The sequence below is a fragment of the Pirellulales bacterium genome (genome assembly GCA_035546535.1).
GTDB lineage: Bacteria > Planctomycetota > Planctomycetia > Pirellulales > JACPPG01 > JACPPG01.
The window spans coordinates 16,313-39,284 of sequence record DASZWQ010000111.1 but is presented as its reverse complement, the minus strand read 5'-3'; the positions used below and the strand labels follow the sequence as shown (position 1 = coordinate 39,284).

The following is a 22,972-nucleotide window of genomic DNA, read 5'->3' as shown; positions in this document are numbered from 1 at the left end:
CCGCCGCACTGAGGGCGCTCAGCGGTGCAACTGCGTCTCGATCTCCACCACTTCAAACGGCGCGACGTCGATCGTGACACAATCTCCCGCGACAGGCAACTCGGCCAGCGTTTGGCCGCGAAAATCGATATGCCGCGCCTGGGCCACGTCGCGCACGGCACGCAGCCGCACGCGACCGGCCAGCCCTTCGGTCTCGGCCAGCCTTACCCGGACCAGAGGACCTTGTGCGTCGTCGCGTTTAGCCTGCCAGTGCGTTACGACAACGTTCTTGGCATCGACGTGGAATAGCCAGGTCGAATTGTGCGACCCCGTTGGTCGCCGCGCGCCAGGCACAACGACCGTCGGCGACACGATCGCCAATGCGTCTTGCATCGGGTGTGCAAGCTCGAAGCCCACCGCGTACCGAAATGAGCGTTGCGTTTCGCCCGCCGATACAAGCAATGTATCCACCATGCGGTTGCCGGCACGCCGGTGATACGGAAGTCCGGCCGTCAGGATCGTGGTCCGGGCGCGCGACGAACGTAGATCGAGATAGTGCGGCGCCTCGAGCCGGCGGGCGTCGCTCGCCTGTCGCGCCAGCCCGATATCGCGGTAAATCTCGACGTCTTCGTCGGGCCAGGCGAATCGGGCGGCGTAATACGATTCCCACGGGTCGCCGCCGGCCGGCTCGTCGATTTCCAGTTCCGTCTCGATTTCCAAGACGCGGCTGCCGCAAGCCAGGCGATAGCGCTGCGTGAATCGGGCGATCGTTTTTCCCGCGGCATCGACCATTCGGCCCCGGCTGGCGATCTCGCCGAATGCCGGGCCCGTGTGCGTGACTTCGACCGCGTCAGCCACCATCGCGGAATACACGGCCCCTTCGTCGGTGTCGCGCCAAATATCACCCGGCCGCGGCGGCGGAGGAGGCGTGCGCCGCGCCAACTGCACCGCCACGCGGTTGCCCCGCTGCGTCAGATCGTAAATCCCTTGCACGGCGCCCGTGGCGGGGCTGATCTCGATGCGGAGGAACTCGTTCGAGAGCGACGTCCCGGCGGCGAGCGGTTTGGGCCCTTTCTTTTTCGGTGGCGCTACGGGAGTGGCAGGGCCCGGTGCGAGCCACGAAAAACCCAAGCCCGGCACGTCGACGACGGCCCACTTTCGTCCTGCGGATTCCTGCGTGGCGACAACGGTTCCTTCCACCGCCGGCAAACTGGCCAGTGCCGTGACGTCGACGAGCGCGCGTCGCGCGAAGCTGTGCGGATTGACCACGAGCAGGCCGCTTTGAGCGCTGTCGGTGGGCGCAAGCACCGACGCGAGCCGCGCGGCGGCCTCATCCAGATCGTGCTGAAGCTCTTTTTCCGCGGCAGCGGACGCTTCGTCGGGCCTGCCAGGAACGGCGCCTCCCACGCAGATCGTCATCGCGTCCACCGCTTCGGTCGCCAAGCATAGAGCCTGCCGGGCGTGCTGTTCGGATATGCCCGAGATCGGCTGCGAGCCCTTCTCAGCTGCCGCTTGCTTTAGATAGGGCGCGCGATAACCGTCGGCTTTGAACTTGACGATCTCGCCCGGGCTGGCCGTGTTGGTGAAATACTCTTCGAGCGTGATGAATTTGCCGAGCACTGCGCCGTAGGCTGCCATGCGCCGCAGATCGCCGTAAAACGTATCAGCCTGAGACGGCCAATGGGCAAAGATAGCCGTGGCTACATGATCGCGATCCATCGATTCGCCGAGCGTGCGGGGCAGGCCGAGAAACGTGTCGGCCCGATTCGCGTCCAGCGGCAAGCGCACCAGGGCATCGATCGCCGAATAGTCGATCCCTTCCCAGCGCACCTTGGCTTGCGAAGCGGTGGCAAAGCGGCCGTCGTCGAGCGTGGCGTGTAGCGCGCCGATGAAGCCCGATCGCGACAAGATCTGCGGCAACAGCGGTGAGAGCCCAAAGCGTCGCCGGCCGTACACGCGTGGCGCCTGGCCCAGCAGATCCTGATAGAGGCGTGCCGCCGCTTGAAAATCGGCCAGCGTCTCTTCCAGGGGCAACAGCGGCAATTCGCGCTCGCTGCGCTCGCCTCCGACGATCGATACGGTCTGGTGATCGAGGGCCATGCGCAGTGCCGCAAGGGTTTGCGGCGCAGCCTCGGCCAGCTGTGCCAAAGTGTCCGCCGAGATCAACACGTTTTGCGGTACGTCGCTTGTGAGCTGCCGCCGCAGCGATTCGCCGACGGTCGTTGGCGCGACCAAGGTCAGGTCGATCAGATAGGCATCGACGGGATAGAAACGCTCGCGGGCTTCGATCAAGACTTCAAAGCTGTTCTGCAAATGCCGCCGCGCCGTCTCGGCATCACCCGCCAGGCAGGCCCGTGCCGCGGCCAGAGTCTCGTTCTGCAGGTGAACTTCGTCGATATTGCTCATGTAGCGCATCTGCCGGGTGAGCAATTCAACCGCCAGATAGCCGTAGCCCAGCGCTAGAAAATCGGCCACCAGTTCGGGATCCACCTGGGGCTGTTCATCAAGCCCGGCCAGCGCTGCGGAAACGATTTCGCCGCGGCGCGAGAGCTTGCGGACGACGTGGGCTCCTTCGCCCGTTGCGCGTGACACCCAGCCGGCCAGCAACAAGGGCTCGCTAGTTGGAGGAATGATGATTAGTCGGCCCGAGAGTGCGTCAGGCGGCCCCTCGGCGCGATACCAGGTGGGCAAACGGCCGGTCGCTGCCAGTAAGGCCGGGTGCCACATGGCGGACCAGGCGGCCAGCAGCCCTTCGGCCGAGGCCCCCTCGTAGTGCGTAGGGAAGTCCTCCAAGCTATGGCAAGGCAGAAGGACACAAACTTCTTCAAATTTCATAGGGCCAATGAGTTCCGGCGACTGGCCGAAATGATTCGGAGTGGAGCGGGCGGGCAGTCCACGATAGCCCGCTAGGCACAAGAAGTCGAGCCGCGGCCAGAGCCGGCACAATCGGCACTCCCCTGGTAAAGCACGAGCGATGACGGCCGCCGCTCGGTCAGCCGGCGCGGCACGGATTTTTCCGCCCGCCAGACCCTTGCGACAAGCGACGATCTGGTTGACACTAGTTTATGTAACTCGATAATTGGGCTTGGAATAGGGCAGGCAACCCCAACCTCCCATCACGGCCGTTTTCCGGCCCGGGTTGCCGAACGATTGGGGCCTGCTCCGGGCTCCGCGGACCAGACGAAGGGAAACTGGCATGGCGAGAAGTGATGCCGTTTGGGGTATCGATATCGGCCAATGTGCGCTCAAGGCGCTGCGTTGCCGCCCCGGAGGGGAGCCTTCGCAGGTTTTGGCCGACGCCTTCGACTACGTCGAATACCCCAAAATCCTCAGCCAGCCCGAGGCCGATCCCGCGGCCCTGGTGCAAGAGGCCATCACGCAGTTCTTGTCGCGCAACAGCGTGCGCGGCGATCGGGTGGCGGTGTCGGTGCCCGGGCAAAGCGGCCTGGCGCGGTTCATCAAGTTGCCGCCGGTCGAAGCCAAGAAGATTCCGGACATCGTCAAGTACGAGGCGCGGCAACAGATTCCCTTTTCGCTCGAAGACGTCGTGTGGGACTATCAAAAGATGGTCGGCGGCAGTGAAGAGGAGGGTTTTGCGCTGGAGACCGAGGTGGGCCTGTTCGCGATGAAGCGCGACCAGGTGTATCGCGCGCTGAAGCCGTTCATCGACTCCGGCATCGAAGTCGACGTCGTGCAGTTGACGCCGCTGGCACTCTACAACTTCGTCGTTTTCGACCAGATGCAAGATCTGCCGCCTCCGGCCGACTACGATCCCGACAATCCACCACCGTCGACGGTTTTGCTTTCGCTCGGCACCGATTCGACCGACCTGGTTGTCACCAACGGTTTCCGCGTCTGGCAGCGCAGCGTGCCGATCGGCGGCAACCATTTCACCAAGGCCCTGACCAAGGAACTGAAGCTGACCTTCGCCACGGCCGAGCATTTGAAGCGCAACGCCGCCAAGGCCGACGATCCCAAGGCGCTCTTTCAAGCCATGCGCCCCGTGTTCAACGATCTGTTGACCGAGGTGCAGCGCTCGATTGGTTATTTCTCGAACATCGATCGCCGCGCCAAGATCGGCCGCGTCCTCGGCCTGGGCAATGCCATGAAGCTCCCGGGGCTGCAGCGCTACCTGGCGCAAAACCTGGGCAATGAGTTCAACCGGCTGGAGACGTTCCGCGGGCTGACCGGTCCCTCGGTGGTGGATGCGCCAGCCTTCAAGGAAAACGTGGCCAGCTTCGGCGTCTGCTACGGTTTGGCGCTACAGGGGCTGAAAGAGTCGGCCATCCGCACGAACTTGCTGCCGCGCGAGATCATGAAGGACCGCATGATTCGCGCGAAAAAGCCGTGGGCTGTCGGCGCAGCGGCCGCGCTCCTGCTCGGCTGCACGATCAGCTACTTCGGCTACTGGCGCGCCTGGAACGCCGTGCTGCAGGACAACTATTTCGCGCCGGCTGTGGCTCGTGCGAACGACGTCGTGTCCCGGGCGCGCGGCTACGAGTCGAGCTACACCAAGGCCAAAGACGACTACAAAAAAATGGGGGACGTGGGGCAGAGCCTGGTCCCTAGCGCCGAACGGCGTGAGCGCTGGCTCGAGGTCTGGAAAGCGCTGAACCTGGCGCTGCCCAAGGACGAGGGCGACTTGCCGGCCGACGTGACGAAGCGGAAATCGCTGAATATTTTGTCGGTGCAGGCACAGCATCTTGATGATGTCACGTCATGGTACACGAGCATCAAGGAATTCGATAAGGCCGAACCCAAGGCGCCACCGCCTCCCCCGCCGCCGCCTGCCGACGGGGCCGAAGCCACGCCGCCTCCCCCTGAGCCCACCCCCGAACCCGAAGTCACAGGGCCGAGCGGCCCCGGCTGGATCATTTCGCTGCGCGGCTATCACTTTCACAACGACAGGGTGCATCTGGAAACGAGCAAGGAGCATTACGTCCGCCAGACGATCATCCGGAATCTGAAGTCGGGCAAGCTGACCATTCCCGAAGAGGATCGTGTGCCGGACGGTCCTAGCGAAATCGATCTGAAAAAAATCGGATTGCTCTTCCCCGTGGTCGTGCCCGCCTCGGGAGCCCGCACCTACGAAGTCTTTTGGGAGAACAAAATCGAGGGTGCTGACGACGGCCCCAACGTAGAAGGAGCTGCCGGCCAAGCGAAACAGATTCCCGCGCCGCGCTTCGATTTTTTCGTCGAGCTGTGTTGGTTGGATGAACCGCCGCAAGAGGAACCACCGCCGCCTGCGGAAGAGGGCGCGGCGCCGGTTGAGCCCGCCGACGCGGCCCCGCCCCCTGCAGTTGCCACACCCGCACCGACCCCCGAGGAATCTCCGCCGGCCGAGGGCGCTCCCGCGGCGGCGTCACCCATGCCAGCGGGTGGTGAACCGGCGCCCGCTGCACCCCCGGGCGAAGCCCCGACCGAACCGCCTGCGGCGCCTGCCGGCGAAGCTCCGCCTGCCGCGGGTGAAGCACCGGCGGGCGAAAGTCCAGCGCCTCCTGCATCGCCGCCAGCCGGCGCGCCGCCAGCGGCCGCGCCTAATCCCTAACGATCGAGAACGCTTGCCATGGACCAAGTCAAAGTATTCTTGCAGATCTTGAAGAAGCATCATTTCTGGGTGCTGGTCTCGATCGCTGCGCTGGTCGGTTTGATCTGCTGGTGGAGCGGCGCAGGGACCCTCGCTACCTTGACCCAGGCCAATGAAGCGATCGTGAAAAAGAGCTTCAGCGACCTGCAGGATGTCGACAAAAACGGCCATCCGGCCAATCAGCAATTTGCCGACGGCGTGAACGTCAAGAACGAAGAGTTGAAGAAACAGGTGCTCGAGGAATGGCAGAAAAGCTATGAAGCCCAGCGCAAGACCTTCAGTTGGCCGGAAATGGTCGCGGAGGATATCGCCAAGCTGAGGCCTGACGAGCCGATTCCTGAGATCGTCCGCTCCCGTTTCAAATCCAACGAACTATTTGTCGAAGCCCTCAAGGAGAAGGTCTTCGCCACGGCCGATTATCGCCATCCTAAGCTGAAGGCCGAGGGCCAAGAAGCGGCGCAACCGAATGCGCCCAAGATGCGCCCCAATGCCGGGCAGCCGGCCGACAAGCCCCCGGCCGAAGAAGTCGAAGACACGATGGAAGGACTGGTCGTCTGGAGCCGCGCCCACCGCGAGGCGCTTGAGCAGCGCTACACGCTCAGTCGACAGCTCGGCGTTCCTTCAGATCTCGATATTCGGCTGGCCCAAGAGGATATTTGGCTGTTGCAAAACCTCGCCAAGGTCATTCGCAAGACCAACGAGGGCGCGGCGGACGTCATCGCCGTGCCGATCAAACGGATCGATTCGCTCGACATCGCTCAGTGGGCCGTGAATGACGCGGTGCGCGAGAGCCCCAAGGTATTTGCCGACCAGTCGACCGAAGGGGGAACAGCCGGCGGATTGGCTGCTGGCGGCCAGCCCCAGGAACAAGTATCGGAAGATCCCGCGGAGCGTGCCAAGCAACTCGACGACGAGTTGCTCAATGGCCGTTATTTGAGTGACACAGGAACGCCCGCAGGCCCCACCGACACACCATACGGCGAGTTCAAGTTGATGTTCGTTCGCCTGAAAGTCGTCATCGATCAGAGAAAGATCCCCGATCTGCTGGTCAACTGCGCCAACGCGGATATTCCGATCGAGGTCGTGCGGTTGACGATGCACGATCCACTCGTTCAGCCGAGCGGTAAGGGAAATGCTGCGCCAGCCGCGCAGCCGGGACGTCCCCCCGCCGGAGGTCTGGGCGCCGCCGTAGGATTGCGCGCCGGAGCGGCCGCCATGGAGAATCGGCCGCAGGCGAACGCGGCGGGCGGCGATGAAGTCGAAGCCACACCGGCGGACGTACCGGTCGAGGTCTGCGGCCTGATTCAGATTTTCAATACGCCGGACCCCGAAAAGCTAAGCACCGGGTCAGCCGCCGATCCGTCGAAGCGTCCAAGCGGTGTTCCGACGGCGATCGTCAAAGCGCCCCGTGGTGGGGCTACGGTCTCGGGCGGGCGCCTGCACTAAGCGGACGAGACACGACCAGGTCAATTTGTAGATTCGACGCCCGCAACGGTTCGACCGATCGCGCAGAGGAGTTCCCATGAAAAAGCCGAAGATCAAACTCGACAAGGACCAACTGCTCGAGTTCCTCACGACCCACATCGAGAAAGGGGTTTTCGGCCTGTTCGTCTTGGGCTTCATCATGTTCTGCCTGGGCGCGATGAAGCATAAGCCCTACGACAAGGTACCTCAGCAGTTCATGGATGCCGCGCAGAAGGTGGACGCCAAAGTGACTGCGTCGACCTTCGACCCTGCGACCGACGTGCCGCCGATGGAACCGCTGCCCGTGGCCCGCGACGTTCCCCAAAAGGTATGGGTGACGCACGACGAGTGGAGCCGACCCCCGTTCGACATGAAGAAGCGCCGGCCCGAGCCGAAGTTCTTGGCCCTGCAAGACGTTCGCGTGGCGACTGGCTATGGCGCGGTATACGTCCACTCGTTGGGCAACGAGGACAAGGCAGCGCCGGCCCCTGGGAAAGCGGCGCCTGCCCCGAAAGCGGCCGCGCCGGAGCCGGCAAAAGGCGGCGGTGGCCTGCGCGAGCGGGCCCTGAACATGGCGGGAGGTAAAGCGGGTGCCGCGCCCGCGGGCGCCGTCGATCGGCCTAATCCCAATGCGGCGGTGAAGGGCAAGCAATGGGCCGTCATCACCGGTCTCGTTCCGATCGAGGCGCAGGCAAAGGACTACCGCGCCGCCTTTCGCGATGCGCGGAAGACGGATCCGGCGCTCGACTATCCTCGCTACCATTCTTTCGAAGTCGAGCGCGCCGAAGTTCCCGTGGGAACGGCCCCGGATGCCGATTTGAAATGGACGCTCTTGGATCGCAAGCGAGCCGAAGACGAGGAGGCTACCTTCTCCGAGCGCGCGGCCGACGTGATCGATCATGTCTTTGCCGACCCGGTATTGACCAGGCCGCTGTTCAAGATCAGCGGCAAGGAGCATGGCCGGTCGGCGGGTCATCCGAAAATTCCCACCGGCAGCCAGGCGCCGGGAACCGTCGCGCCCGCTGCGCCGGCGGGGGGTGGGCTGCGCGCCCGCGCGATGGCGCAGGCCGGCAATGCGGCCATGGCCAACGCCAACCCGTCGCAAGCCAAAGCGGTGGAGTATCAGTTGTTTCGCTGCTTCGACTTCTCCGTTCAGCCGGGCAAGACGTATCGGTATCGCGTGCGCCTGGTGCTGAACAATCCCAACTATGGGCTCGGGGCACAGTACCTGGCCAATGCGCAACTTGCCAAGGGGCAGACACGGCAGAGCCCGTGGAGCGAGGCGTCGGCGGAAGTTACCGTCCCGCTTGGCTTCAGCATGCTGGCTGGCGGCATCAAGCCGAACAAGCAGATCAACGAATCGAAACTGGAAGTGATCCTGAAAATGTGGGATTCCAACGAGGCGGTTGACGCCTCGCGCATCGTCGAGCTATTTCGCGGGCAGGTGGCCAACTTCCCGGCCGAGGATGCTTTCGTTGAACGTGGCGATGGCACGGCCGAGCCAAAGAGGCTCTCCTTTCATACCGACATGATGGTCGTAGACATGACAGGCGGCGATACCATGGCCATGCCAGGGGGCGGACTGCGCCCCAGGGCCCCCAGCCAGGTGCTGGTCATGGAGCCCAACGGCAAGCTCATCGTCAAGAGCGAATTGGCGGACGCGGAGATTTACGAATCCACGAAGCAACGCCTGAAAAAAGCGCAGGAAGCCGCCAAGCCGCCGGTCGCTGCAGATGAAGAGGAGGACCGGCCCAAGAGGCGCAGGACCGAACAAGGAGGCGGACTGTCGAAGCTAAACGCCGGTGCTGACGCGGGTAAGGCAGGCAAGCAGCCGCGCGGCAACTAACGTTTTGCAGGGATTGTCGTTTGCCTGCACGCCTGGCGGGCAATGACCTCGCCTGCGGAGAGGCTTGCTTGCCGGGAAGATTTTCCGCGGCTCGCGCTGTTCCCGCTAGCTAGCAAGCGCCGCACACTTGGTCGGTGAGCGACCTTTTTGCTGGCCTGATATCGGCCTTTTCCGGCTCGGATTCTCTCACTTTGCCGCAAGTGATATTGACCGGAATCCCCCCGGCGGTTACTTAACCGCCTCTCTTCTTCCGATTCCAAGCACTTCTTATCCCAGTTCCAGCTTCTAAATCAGCGGCGGGCAGGTGCCGCAGAACGAGTTTTTATGTGCGCGTATCAGGGTCGGCACCGGGTCAGCCCGTGGTAACCGACTGTGCGAGTGGTCCGAGAAGATTTATCGGCGAGCGCATTGCTGGGTGCGCTAGCGACCAAGGTTTTGACATCCACCATGACTCAGACGTGTGACCGAAGCATGATTCATTGCCACGCGCCACGAGCGCAACGTCGCAGCGCGCCAGTTCGGGTTTCTCGTGCCGGGAATCCTTTCAAGGAGATCCCGCCCGGAAAGACGTTTGCCATGATTATTGGCGTGATCGCGGCCTTCGTGCCCGAGCGAGCGCCCTGTCTGGCCAATACTTCGGCAATCGCCGCCGCAACCTTTACCTCGACGGTTGTCGCGGGGCAAAACGGCAATCGCGCGGGCGATTCGAAGCGGCAAGTCTCGCAACTGCTGTCCCGCGCACGGAAGGCAATTTCCGAAGCCGATTGGGAAACGGCCGATGGACTGATCGCGCAGGCCGAAGCACTGCACGTGCAGTTCGGCAAACTTTATTTTGGTGACACGCCCGAAAAATGCCGCGCGGAACTGGAACGCCTTCGCCCTGCCGCGGGCAAGCAGTCGGTCGCCGGCAAAAAGCGCGGAGACGCCTCTTCGGATATCCCGCCAGCGAGCCAGATGGCCGCGCCCGGGAAGACCGCGCCCGCCGGAACCATTCGTGCTCCGGGCGAGCGTCCGCTCCGTACTCAACAGCCCGCGGCGAATGAGCAAGCAGCCGGTCGGCCGTCAACTCGCGAGGAGCAACCATTCCCGCCAAAGAGCACAGGCCGGATGCCGTCGGTCATGTCGCGCGGCACGAACCCCTTCGACGCAGTGGATCGCGCCGCGGCGGCCGAGGAGCCGGCCGTTGTCCGCCTTCCCGAAGCCGAGCAAAGTCCGGCGCCGCCATCCCGCGCCATCACGGCCGCGCCCCTGCCGAACCCCGGTGAGCGAGTCATGAGTCCCGAACCGGCGCGTAACGACGTTCCGGCGGGAGCGCCTGCTGTTAATGCGCGTGACCAGAGCGATCGACTATTGATCGGTGCGCGAAAGGCATTGGCCGTGGGAGATACGGCGCGGGCCGCCAAGCTGGCAGCCCAGGCCAAGGCTTTGAATGTGCGCTATGAATTGAACGAAGACAATCCGGCCAAGATCGAGTTGGCCGTTCAGAAGCACATGGAATTCGTCCAGCTCCGCACGCCCAAGGACAGCGAAGCCTATCGGCGGCGGCAGGTGGAAATGCTGCTGTCGCAGGCGGAATCTTTGCTGCTGTGGAAGGAGTTCGACGATGCCGAACGGCTGGCGACCGATGCTTCGCACGTGCCGGTGAACTACGGGCCGTTCGATGCGAACCCGCAAGACCTGCTGAATCGGGTTGCCGCAGCGCGTCGCCGCAGCGGTCGTTTCCGCGACAATGCCGTTGCCCCCGCGGAGTTCCAAGCTCCCGCGAACGCGCCTGATGCCGCGTCGTCGGCCGGCGCGCTAGTGAGCGACGTCGCGGACGCTCAGACGACGGAAGCGGCCCCGCCTGCGCCTGCTGCGCCAGCCACGCGCGCCGTATTCGAGCCGGAAACGGACACGACGCACAATGTTCCCGCATCAAACACAGTGACCAACGAATTGCGCACGGGCCAGCCAGCGAAACTCGTGCGGACCACGCCAGGCCGCGTAGCGATGATGGCCGCGCCGACTGGCGCCGAGATGCCGGACCCTGGTTCGTCGGACAGTGCGGCCCCGGACACAACGATCGCGGAGCAGGCGCCGCAACGCCTTCCGCCGTCCAGCCATGCCGGCTCACTTTTGCAAAAGAGTGCCGTTGACCAGCAGGTGTTGGCCAAGAAGGTGATTGCCGACCTGGTGGCACAAAAGAGCGAGGCAAAACGCCTGCAGGAAAGCGATCCCAAACGCTCGCTGCAAATCTTGCAGCAAGCGCGGGTCATGGTCGAAAAGTCCGGACTTGACCAGGAGACTCGCGACCGGCTGTTGCGCAGTGCCGATCGCAGCATCTCCGACATCGAGCGGTACATCGAAATCAATCGACCGAAGATCGAGCTCGACGAGCGCAACCAGGCGGTAAAGGACGAAATCGATCGCGAACAGACAGCCAAGGTCGAAGTCCAGGAGAAGATCGCCCTCGAGGTCGAGAAGTTCAACAATCTCCTCGATGAGCAGCGCTGGGCTGAAGCTGAAGTTATTGCCAAGCGCGTGCAGGAAATGGCACCAGACGATCCCGTAGCAACGCAACTGTTATGGAAGGCCACGTTCGCACGCCGGCTGGCCAACACCAAGCAGGCCGAGTCGGACAAGGAAAAGGGCTTCGTCAACGAGATGCAGTCCGCCGACGAGGCGGCAATACCGTTTGATGATCGCAATCCGATTCAGTTTACTGACGCGCGTAAGTGGGACCAGCTTTCCAAATCTCCGTTCCGCCGCAAGATCGAAGGCCGGGCACGACGCTCGGAAAAGGAGATCGAGATCGAAAAGAGCCTGAAGACTCCGGTCTCGCTCAAGTTCCAGGACGCGCCGCTGGGCGAAGTCATGGATCATCTGAAGACTTTGGCCGGCGTGAATATTCATCTCGATCCACGCGGCCTGGCGGCCGAAGGCGTTATGACCGACACACCCGTGAATATCGACCTGTCGGAGCCGATCTCGCTGCGTAGCGCCCTGAACCTGATTCTAGAGCCGCTGCACTTGAGTTACGTCGTGAAGAACGAAGTGCTCAACGTGACGAGCGAACAGTTGCGCGACGGAGAGGTCTATACCGTGACCTACAACGTCGGCGACCTGGTCATACCGATTCCGAATTTCGTGCCCGATAACAACATTGGTATGACCGGCGCGCTGAATAGCGCCCAGGCCAACGCGCGACAGGGCATGCTGGGTGGCCCCTACTCCAGCGACGCGCCTTTGTCGGTGGCCAGCGCCTCGGGCAGTCCCTCGAACGCCTTCATGGACCCGCGAATCCTCGCCCAAATGTCCGGCACTCCCGGACCCCTGGCTGGCATCAGCCAGTCGATGGGCGCCGGGCCAGGCGGGCTGAGCGGCGGCGCGCAGCCCGACTTCGACAGCCTCATCGACTTGATCGTACAAACGATTCAGCCGGAAAGCTGGGACGCCAATGGCGGCCCCGGCTCGGTCACACGCTTTCCCAACAACTTGAGCCTGGTCATCAGCCAGAAGCAAGACGTTCACGAGGAAATCGCCGACCTGCTGGCGCAGTTACGACGCTTGCAAGATCTGCAAGTCACGATCGAAGTTCGGTTCATCACGCTCAATGACGAGTTCTTCGAACGTATCGGCGTCGACTTCCAGCTCTCGCTGCAAGATTACGCTCCGGCCTCGCTGGTTGGTGCGCAGAACGTGGGCACGCTCAACCAAGGCTCGGCTCTTGCCAGCTATGACCCGCAACTGTTCCAGAAAACCTCGGCCACGGTTGGCACCTCGGCCGCGGGCATAGGTCAATACACCGACGACTTGAACATCGACCTGTCGCAAGGCAGTTTTGCCGCCGCGGTCCCGCAATTCGGCAGCTTCTCGGCCGGCGCCGGTGCCACGTTGGGCTTCGCCATTCTCAGCGATATCGAGGCCTTCTTCTTCATCGAAGCCTCGCAAGGCGATCGCCGCAGCAACGTGCTGCAAGCTCCCAAGGTCACGCTCTTCAACGGCCAACTAGCTTCGGTGTTCGATCAGTCGCAAAGCCCGTTCGTGATCAGCGTGATTCCGGTCGTCGGCGATTTCGCAGCCGCACAGCAGCCGGTGATCGTCGTTTTGTCCGAAGGCACGATGCTCACGGTGCAGGCCGTGGTGTCCGAGGATCGGCGCTTCGTCCGTCTCACGCTCGTGCCGTTCTTCAGCAGCATCGGCGCAGTGAACACCTTTACCTTCACGGGCTCCAGCAGTTCGACTTCGAACAGCCAATCGACCGGCCCCACCGACTCGACCACCGGTCGTTCGACGTCCTCGGTCACGACCACCGAAGGCACCACCGTGCAATTGCCGACGTTCTCGTTCGTCAGCGTTAGTACCACGGTCAGCGTGCCCGACGGCGGTACGGTTCTCTTGGGCGGTGTGAAACGGCTGAGCGAAGGCCGTAACGAATTCGGCGTGCCGATTCTCAACAAGATTCCGTACGTCAACCGCCTCTTCCAGAACTCGGCCATCGGCCGACAAACGGAAAGCCTGATGATGATGGTCACGCCACGCATCATCATTCAGGAAGAGGAAGAGTTTAATCTGACGGGTCAAACGCCGCCGCCTCCGTGATCGGCGGTGACGCAACGCTTGCTGTGTTAACTGGCCGTAATCTGCGGCCCTTATCGGGCCGGCTGCCATCCTCCCGGTGTGGCGATGCCTCGCTACAATAGCGGCACCCACCACCAGCCGCCTCGCGGAGGATTCGCTTGTGTCTCCCAGAATGTGGATTATTGTCGGCGCCGTCTTCGGCGCTTTGGCCGTCGGCACCGGCGCTTTCGGCGCTCACGCCTTGAAAGAACGTCTAGAAGAGACGGGCAAGTCCGAGACGTACGAAATCGCCGTACGCTATCAGATGTACCACGCGCTGGCTCTGGTACTGGTGGGACTTGTCGGACTGCAAATGCCAGCCCCTTCGCTGAATGTGGCAGGCCTGTGCTTTACCGTCGGCATCGTCGTTTTCTCGGGCCTGCTTTATCCACTCGCCCTGGGCGGCCCAAAGATCTTCGGCGCGATCGTACCGATCGGCGGCTTGAGCTTCATCGCGGGCTGGCTGGTTTTGGCCACGGCGGCATTTGCAAAAAAATAGCCCGGACCGTATGGCGTTCTTGCCAGCCGGTCCGGGCTTCTTCGCAGGGGGACTGCGCATTTACTGACCGCATTCAGCGGCGCGTCGCGGCCGAACCATTCAAGCGGGCGCCATTTCTTCGAGCTCGCGGGCCAACCGTTTGCGGGCTACGTGCAGGCGCCGCTTGATCGTGCCGATCGGCGAGCCGAACTCGTCGCTCATCTCGACCAGCGACTGGCCGCGGACGTAAAACGCCTCGAGCGTTTCACGGTCCAACCGGCGCAGCCGGCCCAAGCCGGCCCGCACTTGGCTGGCCTGCTCGCGCTCGAGCGCCACGGCCAGCGGCGTGCGCCGCTCGACGCAGGTTGCTTCGAGCGTTTCGCGCTCGGTGGGTACGACCGGTCCGCCGCGCAGGGCCCGGTTGATGGCCATCCGCGTGGTGATCGACCGCAGCCAGCCGCCGAAGCATTCCGGCTCGCGCAGTTGCGCGATCTTCCGCATGGCCTGGACGAAGACCTCTTGGGTCAGCTCCTGAGCCTCGGCGTGATTGCGCAGCCGCCGCAGCGCGATGCCGTACACGGCCCGCTGGAACCGTTCGACCAGTTGGCCGAACGCCTCGCGGTTGCCGCGTTGCGCGGCCCTTACCTGGGCTGCCAGCAGTACTTTCTCTCGACTGGTTTCGGTCAGAACGATCATGGCTCTCTCCGTGAAAAACCGTGCTTCGCGGCACGGTGCAAAAGCTGAGGAAAACGTGCCAGTCCTCGGCGTGCGGAAAAAGGCGTGAAAAGGCCCTTCACCGCGGCCAGGGGCTGCCGACCGGCTGTCGTCGTGGTTTCGAGTTTCTTAGTTCGCTTGGCTTGCGGAACTAGGAACTAACCCTGACGACCGCGTGGTGCGGCATAACGCTCGGCGTATGCCAGCACCTCGACAGCAGCCCCGTCGTAATGGAAGCGAGCGAACTAATCGCCGCTTCCATACCGGCGGCTGCGCCGGTAGCTGCCGGTTTCATGGCGCGCTTAAGCGCACCCTGATAACCGACTAGCGCCGTAAAGAATTGCCCTGAGACGGGCTGCGCAACGTCCACGCTGCGTACCCGATCATTCGCGGCAACGACGATACGGCCCAGGCGATTCGCGAGGGTTACGACCGACGTGTTGCGATTGATATTGGTACGCATCTGTGACTCCGTGCGCTGAGCGCTTTTGGAGAGAACGAAAAACGAACGTTATTCCGCCCCCCCGGCCGCACGAAGCACGCGCCGGCCAGGTGGCGGACCTGTCTCCTTTAACCTCTTTGTCGGCCGGGGCCGGGCCCGGGGACCAACTAAGTAAGCCTGTCACGGTCTACCCGCAAAGTCAATGCGGAAAGGGCCGCCCGAGGCCTCTCGGCGAACAAAATGCCCGCCGTACGCCTCAGGGACACTCCGCCGGGAGGATGGTTCGCGGGTATTGCGAAAATATTTTTGGGGCGTTGTCACCGCCTCACCTAACCGAGCCCGCAATCGCGCCCGGCGGCTTGACGCTAAGGTCAGGCACTGTCAGACTTTGCTCCACGCGGACGCATGGCTAGCTGGACTGCTCCTGGCCCGCTTTTTAAGCGGCATGCCAAGTCGCGGTGTCAGCCCTGCCGCCGAGAACCTTCCCAAGTTACCAAAGCCGGGGGATCCATCGATCATGAGTCGCTTTCGAGAGCTATTGGCCAAGGGCGAGCTGGTCCGCGTTTTTGCCCTGGGGCGGCTGACCCATCCGGTCGTGATCGACATGTTCGGCCTGGCCGGCGGCTTTCACGGCTTCTGGCTCGATCAGGAACATTGCGGGCTGTCGTATCAGGAAGTGCAACTCGCCGCGGCCTGTGCCCGGGCCAACAACTTCGATTGTTTCGTGCGCATGGCGCCAACGGATTACGCCCTGGTGACGCAAAACCTGGAAGCGGGTGCCGGCGGCGTGATGGCCGCGCAAATCAAGTCCGCGGCGCACGCCGAGGAGTTCGTCAAGTGGGCTAAGTTCGCTCCGCGCGGTTTGCGCGGTCTGAACACCTCGGGCCGTGACGCCCACTACACGCACAAGTCACAAGAACAATTCGCGAAGGATGCCAACTGCGAACAGTTCGTGGCGATTCAGATCGAAACGCTCGGCGCCCTGAACGATGTCGACGCCATCGCCGCGAACGACGCCGTCGACCTGTTGTTCGTTGGTCCCAGCGATCTATCGCAAGCGATGGGAGTGCTCGGACAATTCTCGCACCCGAAATTACTCGAAGGGCTCGATCGCGTCGCTGCCGCTTGCCGCAAGCACGGCAAGCACTGGGGCACCGTCGCTCCGAATCCCGAATACACGCACTGCTGCTACGAGAAAGGGTGCCGCATGCTCAGCCTGGGCGCCGACGTTTCCGCCCTGCGAATGGGCATTCAGGCCGCGAAGACGACCTACAAGGATCTGTTCGGCGGGTAGGCAGGTGGCACCTATCTATTTCCCGGTGGTCGCGCTGGTTGATACTGCAGAAGGAACGCGATTGCGTCTTCGCGCTTTTTGAATCTTCCAACGATCGCGTCTCCGTTGCTATAACGGACTTCAAGCTCGTATCGCTTCAAGTTACCGTTATCCGCGCCAGCGTGTGTCTCAATGTAGGCGATTGCCTCGTCGACCGTCTGCAATTCGCGCGCTGTTCCATAAAGCAGCAACACGACGACGCACTCGATCTGGCGAAGCACGGATGCTTCCAAAGCATTCATGAATGCCGACACGTCGTTGTCGTGCGCAGCGAGCAACCGTACTGGGAGGCGCGATTTTTCCTGCGGTTTCAGTGAAGCATAGGCGCGTACCTTGCTTCGAAACGCGCTGTCAGCGGTGCTCTCGTCGAAGGCTGCATCAATGCCGAATTCACGAAAAACTGAGACGACCGAATCATAGGAGAAATACAAAACCGAGAATCCAAGCGACCGCAACTGTGTGAGAGCGCCACTGGTGAAGTCGCCCGCGAGTATAGCGCCCTTAAACGGAGCGGTCGCGAAATGCGTGTCTGCAAGGGGCTCAATCGCGCCTTGAATCTCCTGGGCTTTGTTTCGAGAGTGTTTGGTATACCGACGCCAGGCAACCTCGATAAATGCGACGGGCGCACCAAATTGTTTGTCAGACCCTCCTCGCTCGAGCACGAAATCTAGATCGTGCGAGTTGCCGTTGCGATCGACCCAGCTGCATTTAATCGAGTCGCGACAGCTCCTTGGTCCCTTCCGATCAAGGAAGAGTTGATGTTCGGATGCAAACTTCTGGAGGAGCGGCACGACGGCAAGTTCAAGAACGTCCCCTATGATTTGCCCAAACTTGTGTGCTGGCGATCGCGCCATTCTCAACCCTTAAGCCAAAGACGTCCTTCGACAAGCGGAACTCTGTGCTTGCGATTTTTCCACTTCACATTTCTGTCTCGTGTCTTTTCAAACCGGGCGTCACCGAAGCCCGCCGCTTGCGCGAGTGAGCTTAACCAGGAGATTACCGGCACGTAGACTCCGTAGGGTGCCGAATCGCCGATTACGAAGCAAACGGTCGCACCATCAAGGCAAACTCTACGCAAGGACAACCAAACCCGAGCAAGATCGTAAAAGTAGCAGGCAATCATCAAATGGTAAGTCTTCTTACCACCTTTGGTGACACGTATCTCCGAAAGCTGGTTGCAGACAGCCGTCAACTCGTCACGTACCGGTGTTAGCTCGTCTGCGGATAACACCTCTTCAAGTTGTACCGCTGACTGCGGCACATGTTGAGAGCACGAACGTACCAGATGCGTGCGGATCTTCGACTGCAAATCTCCCCAGCCGGAGATTTCTCCCAGAAACGACAGTTCCAGGCGGGCAGCATCGGCGTAGTCGTAGTTGTTTGGATACGGGGGCGATGTGATCACGTAATTCGCAACGTTATTGGGAATGCCTTCGCATGTCCGGGCATCAGATTCCACGAAAACCGGCGAATGGGAGTTCGTCGATTGCGCGAAAGACATGTCTGCGGCAATCATTTGCGAACAATCCGAGAACGCGCGGCGCACACTTTGTGGCGACCGTTTCCTCTTTTTCGGCAAAACATATTGCCATTGGGCAGTTCCAGCCGCCGATACCCTTCGGAGAATTGCAACGAGCGTCAGCCACGCAAGCTCCGATGCCGCCGTGTCATCACGAATTGCCTCATACGCCCGACGCAGCGCACTCAATTCGCGCAGTGTCATCTCGTCATAGCACTTGTAGATCAATGGAGGATACTGGATCTCGGGCGCTGGATGGGCATCCGCATGTTGCCGGATCTCTTGAATCTTGCGCAGATACGCATCCACGTCGGAACGCCATAGGAGTTTCGCCCGCGCTATGCGCGATACAAATGGATGAGAATCGATCCCCCAACTCCGTGCCCCGACGGATTCCGCCGCAAGTAGAGTCGTCGCCGAGCCGGCAAACGGGTCGAATACGGTCAAATCGCGGGCCTCGCCGGTCTCGCGAAGCGTGTGCTCAACCCATCGCGCCGAAAACCCCGCGCTGTACCGAAACCAGCGATGAATTGGGAGCGACATGTTATCGACAAAGGTCGAAGAGCGGTCCTCTCGCGCTGAAGTTTCTGACTGAAGTTCAGGAAAAAGAAGTGTTTGACCGCGAGCTTTCATCGGCAATCCATTCGACAAGTCACGACCGTCAGCAGAATATCGCCCTCATGCTAGCATCGACGTGAACAGCCGTCCACGTCTGCTGTCCTGGTTAATCCAACTCCTTCAGCTTGATGTTCTTGAACCAGCAGTTCGACCCGTGGTCTTGCAGGCCGATGTAGCCGCGCCGCGGATGGTCCTTGTAGGCGACGTCGAACTTGTGCGGCGTCCCGTCGGGTCGCAGGTTGGGCTTCGCGAACCGCTCGAGATCCAGATGATTGACGTGCTCGCCGTTCAGCACGACGTCGATCACGCTCTTATCGCAGGTGATTTCGATGTGATTCCACTCGCCGATCGGCCGCATGGCATTGCGGGTGGGCTTCGAGAGATCGTAAATGGCACCGGTATCGGTGTAGCCGGCCGTCGGCGTGTCGTCGAGCGCCACTTCCAGGCCGTTGTAACCAACATCTTTTCCTGGTCGCGGTTCCAGCGGAAACGTGCGGATGAAGATTCCGCTGTTGCACCCTTTGCTCAGTTTGAAATCGAGCGCCAGCCGAAAATTCTCCCACGGCTGATCGTGGATCACCATGTAGCCGCCGCTGCCGTGCGGATTGAGCGCACCTTCCTGAACGGGCGTGTTGCTGGCCGCGAGCGTGCTGGTTTTCCAAGGCGTGCGGCCGTCGAACAGCAGACGCCAGCCGTCGGCCTTTTCCTGGTCCGAAAGCACGTTATCCGCCGCAACTGCGGACCCGGCCAAAGCACACAACAACAAAAAAGCTCCAATCGTTCGCGGCAAAAACATCAGTTTTCTCTCCCGGCGTGCGAATTCGCTTATGGTGATACGGCGTCATGGTCTTGCGGATCGCGATTCTACTGCGCCATTTGGCGCGGCGACAGCAAACGCTCGCCACGGTATGAAAGTCGCTCGGCGGTCGAAAACGCCGACCATAGCCGAATCGCCGGGCGTGAGGCATACTTGTCGTGGAACAAGCACCGAATCGCCTCAAGGCCCCTTTGCGTTTTGCTCGATGAGCAGCCAGCCTAGCGACAGTCGATCCAAGCCTGAAAAAAGGGGCGACCGTGATCCGCAGCCGCGGGCCTCGCGCCCGGCATGCCCGGTCTGTGGCGGGCATCTGGTCGAGCAGCGCGGCAAGCTCATTTGTTCGCGCTGCCACACGATTTGCGAAACCTGCTGCGAAGGAGGCCTTGGCTGAGTCCACGCCGATGCTAGCTAGTCGATTTCTGCCCTTGGGGCGCCAGCCGGTTTATCGGTATCATCTGCCGCCGCCAGCATGCCTGCTGGCTCAATTCTCGATGTTTCAGACATGCGCGACCGCGCTACGGTCGACGGCCCGAAATAAGGATGGCAAGGATGCCCCTCCGCGAAGAGATGGAATCGGTCGGCAATTGGCTCTTCTGCTGGCGTAGCTATTTGCCGCTGGCCTTGATTCCCATTCTCGCTCTTGGCCTGTGGGAAAACCGCATGACTGGTTTCGTTCCGCCCCTGTGGTGGACGCTCTTGTGCTTCGCCGTCTCGCTGGCCGGCCTGGGCGTGCGCATTCTCACCATCGGCTTCACGCCCAAAGGAACCTCCGGTCGCAACACGCACGGGCAACGGGCCGACGAGTTGAACACCTCGGGCATTTACTCGACGGTCCGCCATCCGCTCTACTTGGGCAACTATCTGATGTGGCTAGGCGTCACGATGTACAGTCAACTGTGGTGGCTGGTCGTGATCGTATCGTTGATCTTCTGGATCTACTACGAGCGGATCATGTTCGCCGAAGAAGAGTTCTTGCGCCGCAAGTTTGGCGAAGCCTACGTCAAATGGGCCGCCAATACGCCGGCCTTTCTGCCGCGCTGGAAGAATTGGCAAGCGGCGTCGCTCTCGTTCTCGCTACGCAACGTGCTGAAGCGCGAGTACTCGGGCATGATGGGCGTGATCCTCACCTTCGCCGCGCTCGGCCTGAGCGAGCACCTGGTCGTCGAAGGGCGCGTTGCGCTCGATCCCACCTGGCAAGTGATCTGTCTGGTGGGTGTCGTGCTGTACTTCGTGCTGCGGACCATCAAACAGCAGACGCGTCTATTGGAAGTCGAAGGGCGGTAGCCGGGCAACCGCGCCGGCGACAGCCCCTCGACGTGGAGCGTGCGCGCCGGGTGTTGCGTCGACGGCCCGGCGGCGGGCAGCGATTTGCCGCTTTTGGCCCCCGCTGCGTATACTTAAGGTGTGGCCCTCAAGCGTCTTCTCCCTCTCGCCAAAGCCGTCCCGGCACTCGACGCAGAACTCTCCGATGGGCAAAGACCAATTGCGACAGCGGATCGCGTGGGAAGCTGCGCGACTCTTGTACCGCCGCCAGGAATCCGAGTTCTACCGCGCCCGCCTGAAAGCTGCCCGCTCGCTCTCGCCCGAGCCTGTGCGCCCGCACGAAATGCCGAGCCGGCGCGAAATTCATGAACAGGTCGAGGCCTTTGCGCGACTCTCGCAGTTGGAGACGGGCCGCACTTCACCGGACATCGAATACACACTGCCCGGCCCGGTTGAAGACTTGTTCACGCCCGACCGCTTTATCGTCTATCGCGCGCTGCTCTTGCCGCTGGAAAAGGTAATGCAAAAACCCCAGTATCATCCGGAAGGGGACGCGCTGTATCACAGCTTACAAGTGTTCGACCTGGCCTGCGACGAGCTCCCCTACGACGAAGAGTTCCTTCTGGCGGCCTTGTTGCACGACGTGGGCAAGGGCATCGATCCGCAGGACCACGTGGCGGCAGCGCTTGCGGAGCTCGAAGGGCACATCACGCCGCGCACCGCCTGGCTGATCGAGCACCATTCCGAAGCCGCGGCCTTGCGCGATGGGACTTTGGGAGCCCGCTCGCGGCGTCGTTTGGAAGAATCGGAAAGCTTCGACGAACTAATGCTGTTGGCCCAATGTGACCGCGCCGGCCGGCAAGTCGGCGTCCCCACCAGCGACGTGGAAGAAGCGCTTGCCTACGTACGCGAACTGGCCGAAAGCTGTGAAGGGTGAGGGCAGTAGTCGGTAGTCAGTAATCAGTACTCAGTGGGGACCGCCAGGCAAGCCCGGCGGCTAAATGTTGGTACGACGACGCGATTTTCTTTCTGACTACTGTCTACCGACTACTGACTACTTCCCTCTCCCCACTGCCCTCTGCCTCCTTCTTCCCTCACATCTTCGTGGCTTCATTCAGCACGTTGATATACGAGGAAAAGGCGCGGAAGATCATCGCGATGATCACCATCGCCACGACGCCCCACACGGCCCAGCCGGCCAGCGTCGTCAATGTTTGCACAGCCGCTCGGGCTCGCTCGTGATACTCGTGGGCCAGGCTCTTCATGGCCTCGGGCAGCCGGCCGCTGCGCTCGCCCACCTCGACCGAGGCCAGAAACTCGAAGGGAAATGCGCCCGTATCGGTGAGCGCCTCGTGTACTTCGTTGCCGGCGCGAATCGAACGAACCACCTGGTCGGTGTGGCAAGTGAAAAAGGCGTTCCGAGTGGCGGCCAGGCTGAGCTTCATGGCGCGCATGATTTCGACACCGGCCTCCATCGTCAGCTCCATCGTCCAAGCCATGTTCGCCAGCGCGATCGTGCGCAGCGGTCCGCCGAGCGCGGGAATGGAGAGCGCCACCTTTTGCACCGGCTGCGTCCAGGCCAGCCCGCGCCGCATCGCCTGGTACACGAAAAACAGACCCCCGCCGATGCTGCCCAGGATCAGACAGTAGACGACGAAGCCCTCTTCGCCGACCAGGCCCAGACCCAGGATATCGGTCTTCGTGCCGTTGCGTGCGCCGATGGCGCCAGACACCAGGATCATGATCCCCACGATCAAAAGTGATAAGCCCAGCTCAATGCACGGCCACGTGATGCTCGATAGAAACGATCGCTGCAAGCGCACCCGCTCCTCGTAATGATCGGCCAGGCGCCGGAACACCTCGGCGACGTGCCCGGTATGCTCGCCGACCTGAACGATCTCTTGCACCAGCGGCGGAAAATAATCGCCGGTGCGGGCAAAGCCCTCGGCCAAAGTATCGCCGCGGGCCACGGCATGATAAACGTCGGTCAGCTTGGCCTTGAGCAGCGTCTTGCGCGTGTTGGCCACTTCGCGTTCCAGCACGCGACGCACCTCGATACCGCTGGCCAGGGCGATAGCCATCCGCCGGCTCAGTTGCGACATGTCACGCAGCCCGATGCGCGGCGAAAAGAAGTGGGCCATGGCGCGCTTGCCTCTTAAGAATTGCCGATCGCGCGCCCTCTTTCGGACCAAGATCGCGCGAACTATCCAGCAATTCAGGCTATACGGGCCATGCGTGCTTGTCGAGATTCTTTCGGGCATGGCCTCGTTGTGCCGCTGCGCCGTAGGGTGCTCTGCGAGCACCATGGCATTC

15 protein-coding genes are annotated in these 22,972 nt (G+C 61.9%); 8 read left to right on the top strand and 7 right to left on the bottom strand.

The window, feature by feature from the left end:
• Positions 1-18 precede the first annotated feature (18 nt).
• Positions 19-2,814 (bottom strand): hypothetical protein, encoded by a 2,796-nt coding sequence (locus VHD36_13825; protein HVU88394.1) that lies wholly within the window; start codon positions 2,812-2,814, stop codon positions 19-21.
• Between the two features lie 361 nt (positions 2,815-3,175).
• Here VHD36_13825 and pilM point away from each other — a divergent pair, with 361 nt between their 5' ends.
• The 5 genes from pilM (at position 3,176) to VHD36_13800 (ending at position 13,974) form a co-directional block, all read left to right on the top strand.
• On the top strand, positions 3,176-5,527 hold the full coding sequence (gene pilM, locus VHD36_13820) for a type IV pilus assembly protein PilM (GenBank protein ID HVU88393.1): 2,352 nt from the start codon (positions 3,176-3,178) through the stop codon (positions 5,525-5,527).
• 18 nt (positions 5,528-5,545) lie between these two features.
• Positions 5,546-7,012: a hypothetical protein gene (locus VHD36_13815; protein HVU88392.1), complete on the top strand. Its 1,467-nt coding sequence runs from the start codon at positions 5,546-5,548 to the stop codon at positions 7,010-7,012.
• A 76-nt stretch (positions 7,013-7,088) separates the two neighbouring features.
• Positions 7,089-8,876: a hypothetical protein gene (locus VHD36_13810; protein ID HVU88391.1), complete on the top strand. Its 1,788-nt coding sequence runs from the start codon at positions 7,089-7,091 to the stop codon at positions 8,874-8,876.
• A 576-nt stretch (positions 8,877-9,452) separates the two neighbouring features.
• On the top strand, positions 9,453-13,457 hold the full coding sequence (locus VHD36_13805; protein ID HVU88390.1) for a hypothetical protein: 4,005 nt from the start codon (positions 9,453-9,455) through the stop codon (positions 13,455-13,457).
• Positions 13,458-13,596: 139 nt separating this feature from the next.
• Positions 13,597-13,974 (top strand): DUF423 domain-containing protein, encoded by a 378-nt coding sequence (locus VHD36_13800; GenBank protein ID HVU88389.1) that lies wholly within the window; start codon positions 13,597-13,599, stop codon positions 13,972-13,974.
• Between the two features lie 99 nt (positions 13,975-14,073).
• Here VHD36_13800 and VHD36_13795 read toward each other — a convergent pair whose 3' ends face one another.
• Together VHD36_13795 and VHD36_13790 are read right to left on the bottom strand one after the other, a co-directional pair.
• Positions 14,074-14,649 carry a sigma-70 family RNA polymerase sigma factor gene (locus VHD36_13795; GenBank protein HVU88388.1) on the bottom strand — a complete coding sequence of 192 codons (576 nt, stop codon included), beginning with the start codon at positions 14,647-14,649 and terminating at the stop codon, positions 14,074-14,076.
• 169 nt (positions 14,650-14,818) lie between these two features.
• Complete coding sequence (locus VHD36_13790) at positions 14,819-15,130, bottom strand: hypothetical protein (protein ID HVU88387.1); 312 nt, start codon at positions 15,128-15,130, stop codon at positions 14,819-14,821.
• 496 nt (positions 15,131-15,626) lie between these two features.
• On the opposite strand from VHD36_13790, the gene VHD36_13785 reads away from it, so the two are divergent.
• A complete protein-coding gene (locus tag VHD36_13785) occupies positions 15,627-16,403 on the top strand; it encodes an aldolase/citrate lyase family protein (protein ID HVU88386.1) in 777 nt (258 codons plus the stop codon).
• An 11-nt stretch (positions 16,404-16,414) separates the two neighbouring features.
• On the opposite strand, the gene VHD36_13780 is transcribed toward VHD36_13785, so the two are convergent.
• The 3 genes from VHD36_13780 to VHD36_13770 form a co-directional block, all read right to left on the bottom strand.
• The gene (locus VHD36_13780) at positions 16,415-17,296 is read right to left on the bottom strand and encodes a hypothetical protein (GenBank protein ID HVU88385.1); all 882 of its coding nucleotides are present in this window, start codon (positions 17,294-17,296) and stop codon (positions 16,415-16,417) included.
• A 2-nt stretch (positions 17,297-17,298) separates the two neighbouring features.
• A complete protein-coding gene (locus tag VHD36_13775; GenBank protein HVU88384.1) occupies positions 17,299-18,594 on the bottom strand; it encodes a hypothetical protein in 1,296 nt (431 codons plus the stop codon).
• A gap of 91 nt (positions 18,595-18,685) precedes the next feature.
• The gene (locus VHD36_13770; protein HVU88383.1) at positions 18,686-19,375 is read right to left on the bottom strand and encodes a DUF1080 domain-containing protein; all 690 of its coding nucleotides are present in this window, start codon (positions 19,373-19,375) and stop codon (positions 18,686-18,688) included.
• 570 nt (positions 19,376-19,945) lie between these two features.
• Between VHD36_13770 and VHD36_13765 the strand changes: the two genes are divergently transcribed.
• Positions 19,946-20,680 carry an isoprenylcysteine carboxylmethyltransferase family protein gene (locus VHD36_13765; protein ID HVU88382.1) on the top strand — a complete coding sequence of 245 codons (735 nt, stop codon included), beginning with the start codon at positions 19,946-19,948 and terminating at the stop codon, positions 20,678-20,680.
• A 184-nt stretch (positions 20,681-20,864) separates the two neighbouring features.
• The gene (locus VHD36_13760) at positions 20,865-21,596 is read left to right on the top strand and encodes an HD domain-containing protein (GenBank protein HVU88381.1); all 732 of its coding nucleotides are present in this window, start codon (positions 20,865-20,867) and stop codon (positions 21,594-21,596) included.
• Positions 21,597-21,753: 157 nt separating this feature from the next.
• Here VHD36_13760 and VHD36_13755 read toward each other — a convergent pair whose 3' ends face one another.
• The gene (locus tag VHD36_13755) at positions 21,754-22,800 is read right to left on the bottom strand and encodes a type II secretion system F family protein (protein ID HVU88380.1); all 1,047 of its coding nucleotides are present in this window, start codon (positions 22,798-22,800) and stop codon (positions 21,754-21,756) included.
• Positions 22,801-22,972: the final 172 nt, after the last annotated feature.

What these genes read in the sequence shown, in the direction of transcription:
- VHD36_13770 (HVU88383.1), bottom strand. Translation starts at nt 19,375, where the DNA reads ATGTTTTTGCCGCGAACGATTGGAGCTTTTTTGTTGTTGTGTGCTTTG.
- VHD36_13785 (HVU88386.1), top strand. Translation starts at nt 15,627, where the DNA reads ATGAGTCGCTTTCGAGAGCTATTGGCCAAGGGCGAGCTGGTCCGCGTT.
- VHD36_13780 (HVU88385.1), bottom strand. Translation starts at nt 17,296, where the DNA reads ATGGCGCGATCGCCAGCACACAAGTTTGGGCAAATCATAGGGGACGTT.
- pilM (HVU88393.1), top strand. Translation starts at nt 3,176, where the DNA reads ATGGCGAGAAGTGATGCCGTTTGGGGTATCGATATCGGCCAATGTGCG.
- VHD36_13775 (HVU88384.1), bottom strand. Translation starts at nt 18,594, where the DNA reads ATGAAAGCTCGCGGTCAAACACTTCTTTTTCCTGAACTTCAGTCAGAA.
- VHD36_13825 (HVU88394.1), bottom strand. Translation starts at nt 2,814, where the DNA reads ATGAAATTTGAAGAAGTTTGTGTCCTTCTGCCTTGCCATAGCTTGGAG.
- VHD36_13810 (HVU88391.1), top strand. Translation starts at nt 7,089, where the DNA reads ATGAAAAAGCCGAAGATCAAACTCGACAAGGACCAACTGCTCGAGTTC.
- VHD36_13790 (HVU88387.1), bottom strand. Translation starts at nt 15,130, where the DNA reads ATGCGTACCAATATCAATCGCAACACGTCGGTCGTAACCCTCGCGAAT.
- VHD36_13795 (HVU88388.1), bottom strand. Translation starts at nt 14,649, where the DNA reads ATGATCGTTCTGACCGAAACCAGTCGAGAGAAAGTACTGCTGGCAGCC.
- VHD36_13755 (HVU88380.1), bottom strand. Translation starts at nt 22,800, where the DNA reads ATGGCCCACTTCTTTTCGCCGCGCATCGGGCTGCGTGACATGTCGCAA.
- VHD36_13765 (HVU88382.1), top strand. Translation starts at nt 19,946, where the DNA reads ATGCCCCTCCGCGAAGAGATGGAATCGGTCGGCAATTGGCTCTTCTGC.
- VHD36_13815 (HVU88392.1), top strand. Translation starts at nt 5,546, where the DNA reads ATGGACCAAGTCAAAGTATTCTTGCAGATCTTGAAGAAGCATCATTTC.
- VHD36_13760 (HVU88381.1), top strand. Translation starts at nt 20,865, where the DNA reads ATGGGCAAAGACCAATTGCGACAGCGGATCGCGTGGGAAGCTGCGCGA.
- VHD36_13805 (HVU88390.1), top strand. Translation starts at nt 9,453, where the DNA reads ATGATTATTGGCGTGATCGCGGCCTTCGTGCCCGAGCGAGCGCCCTGT.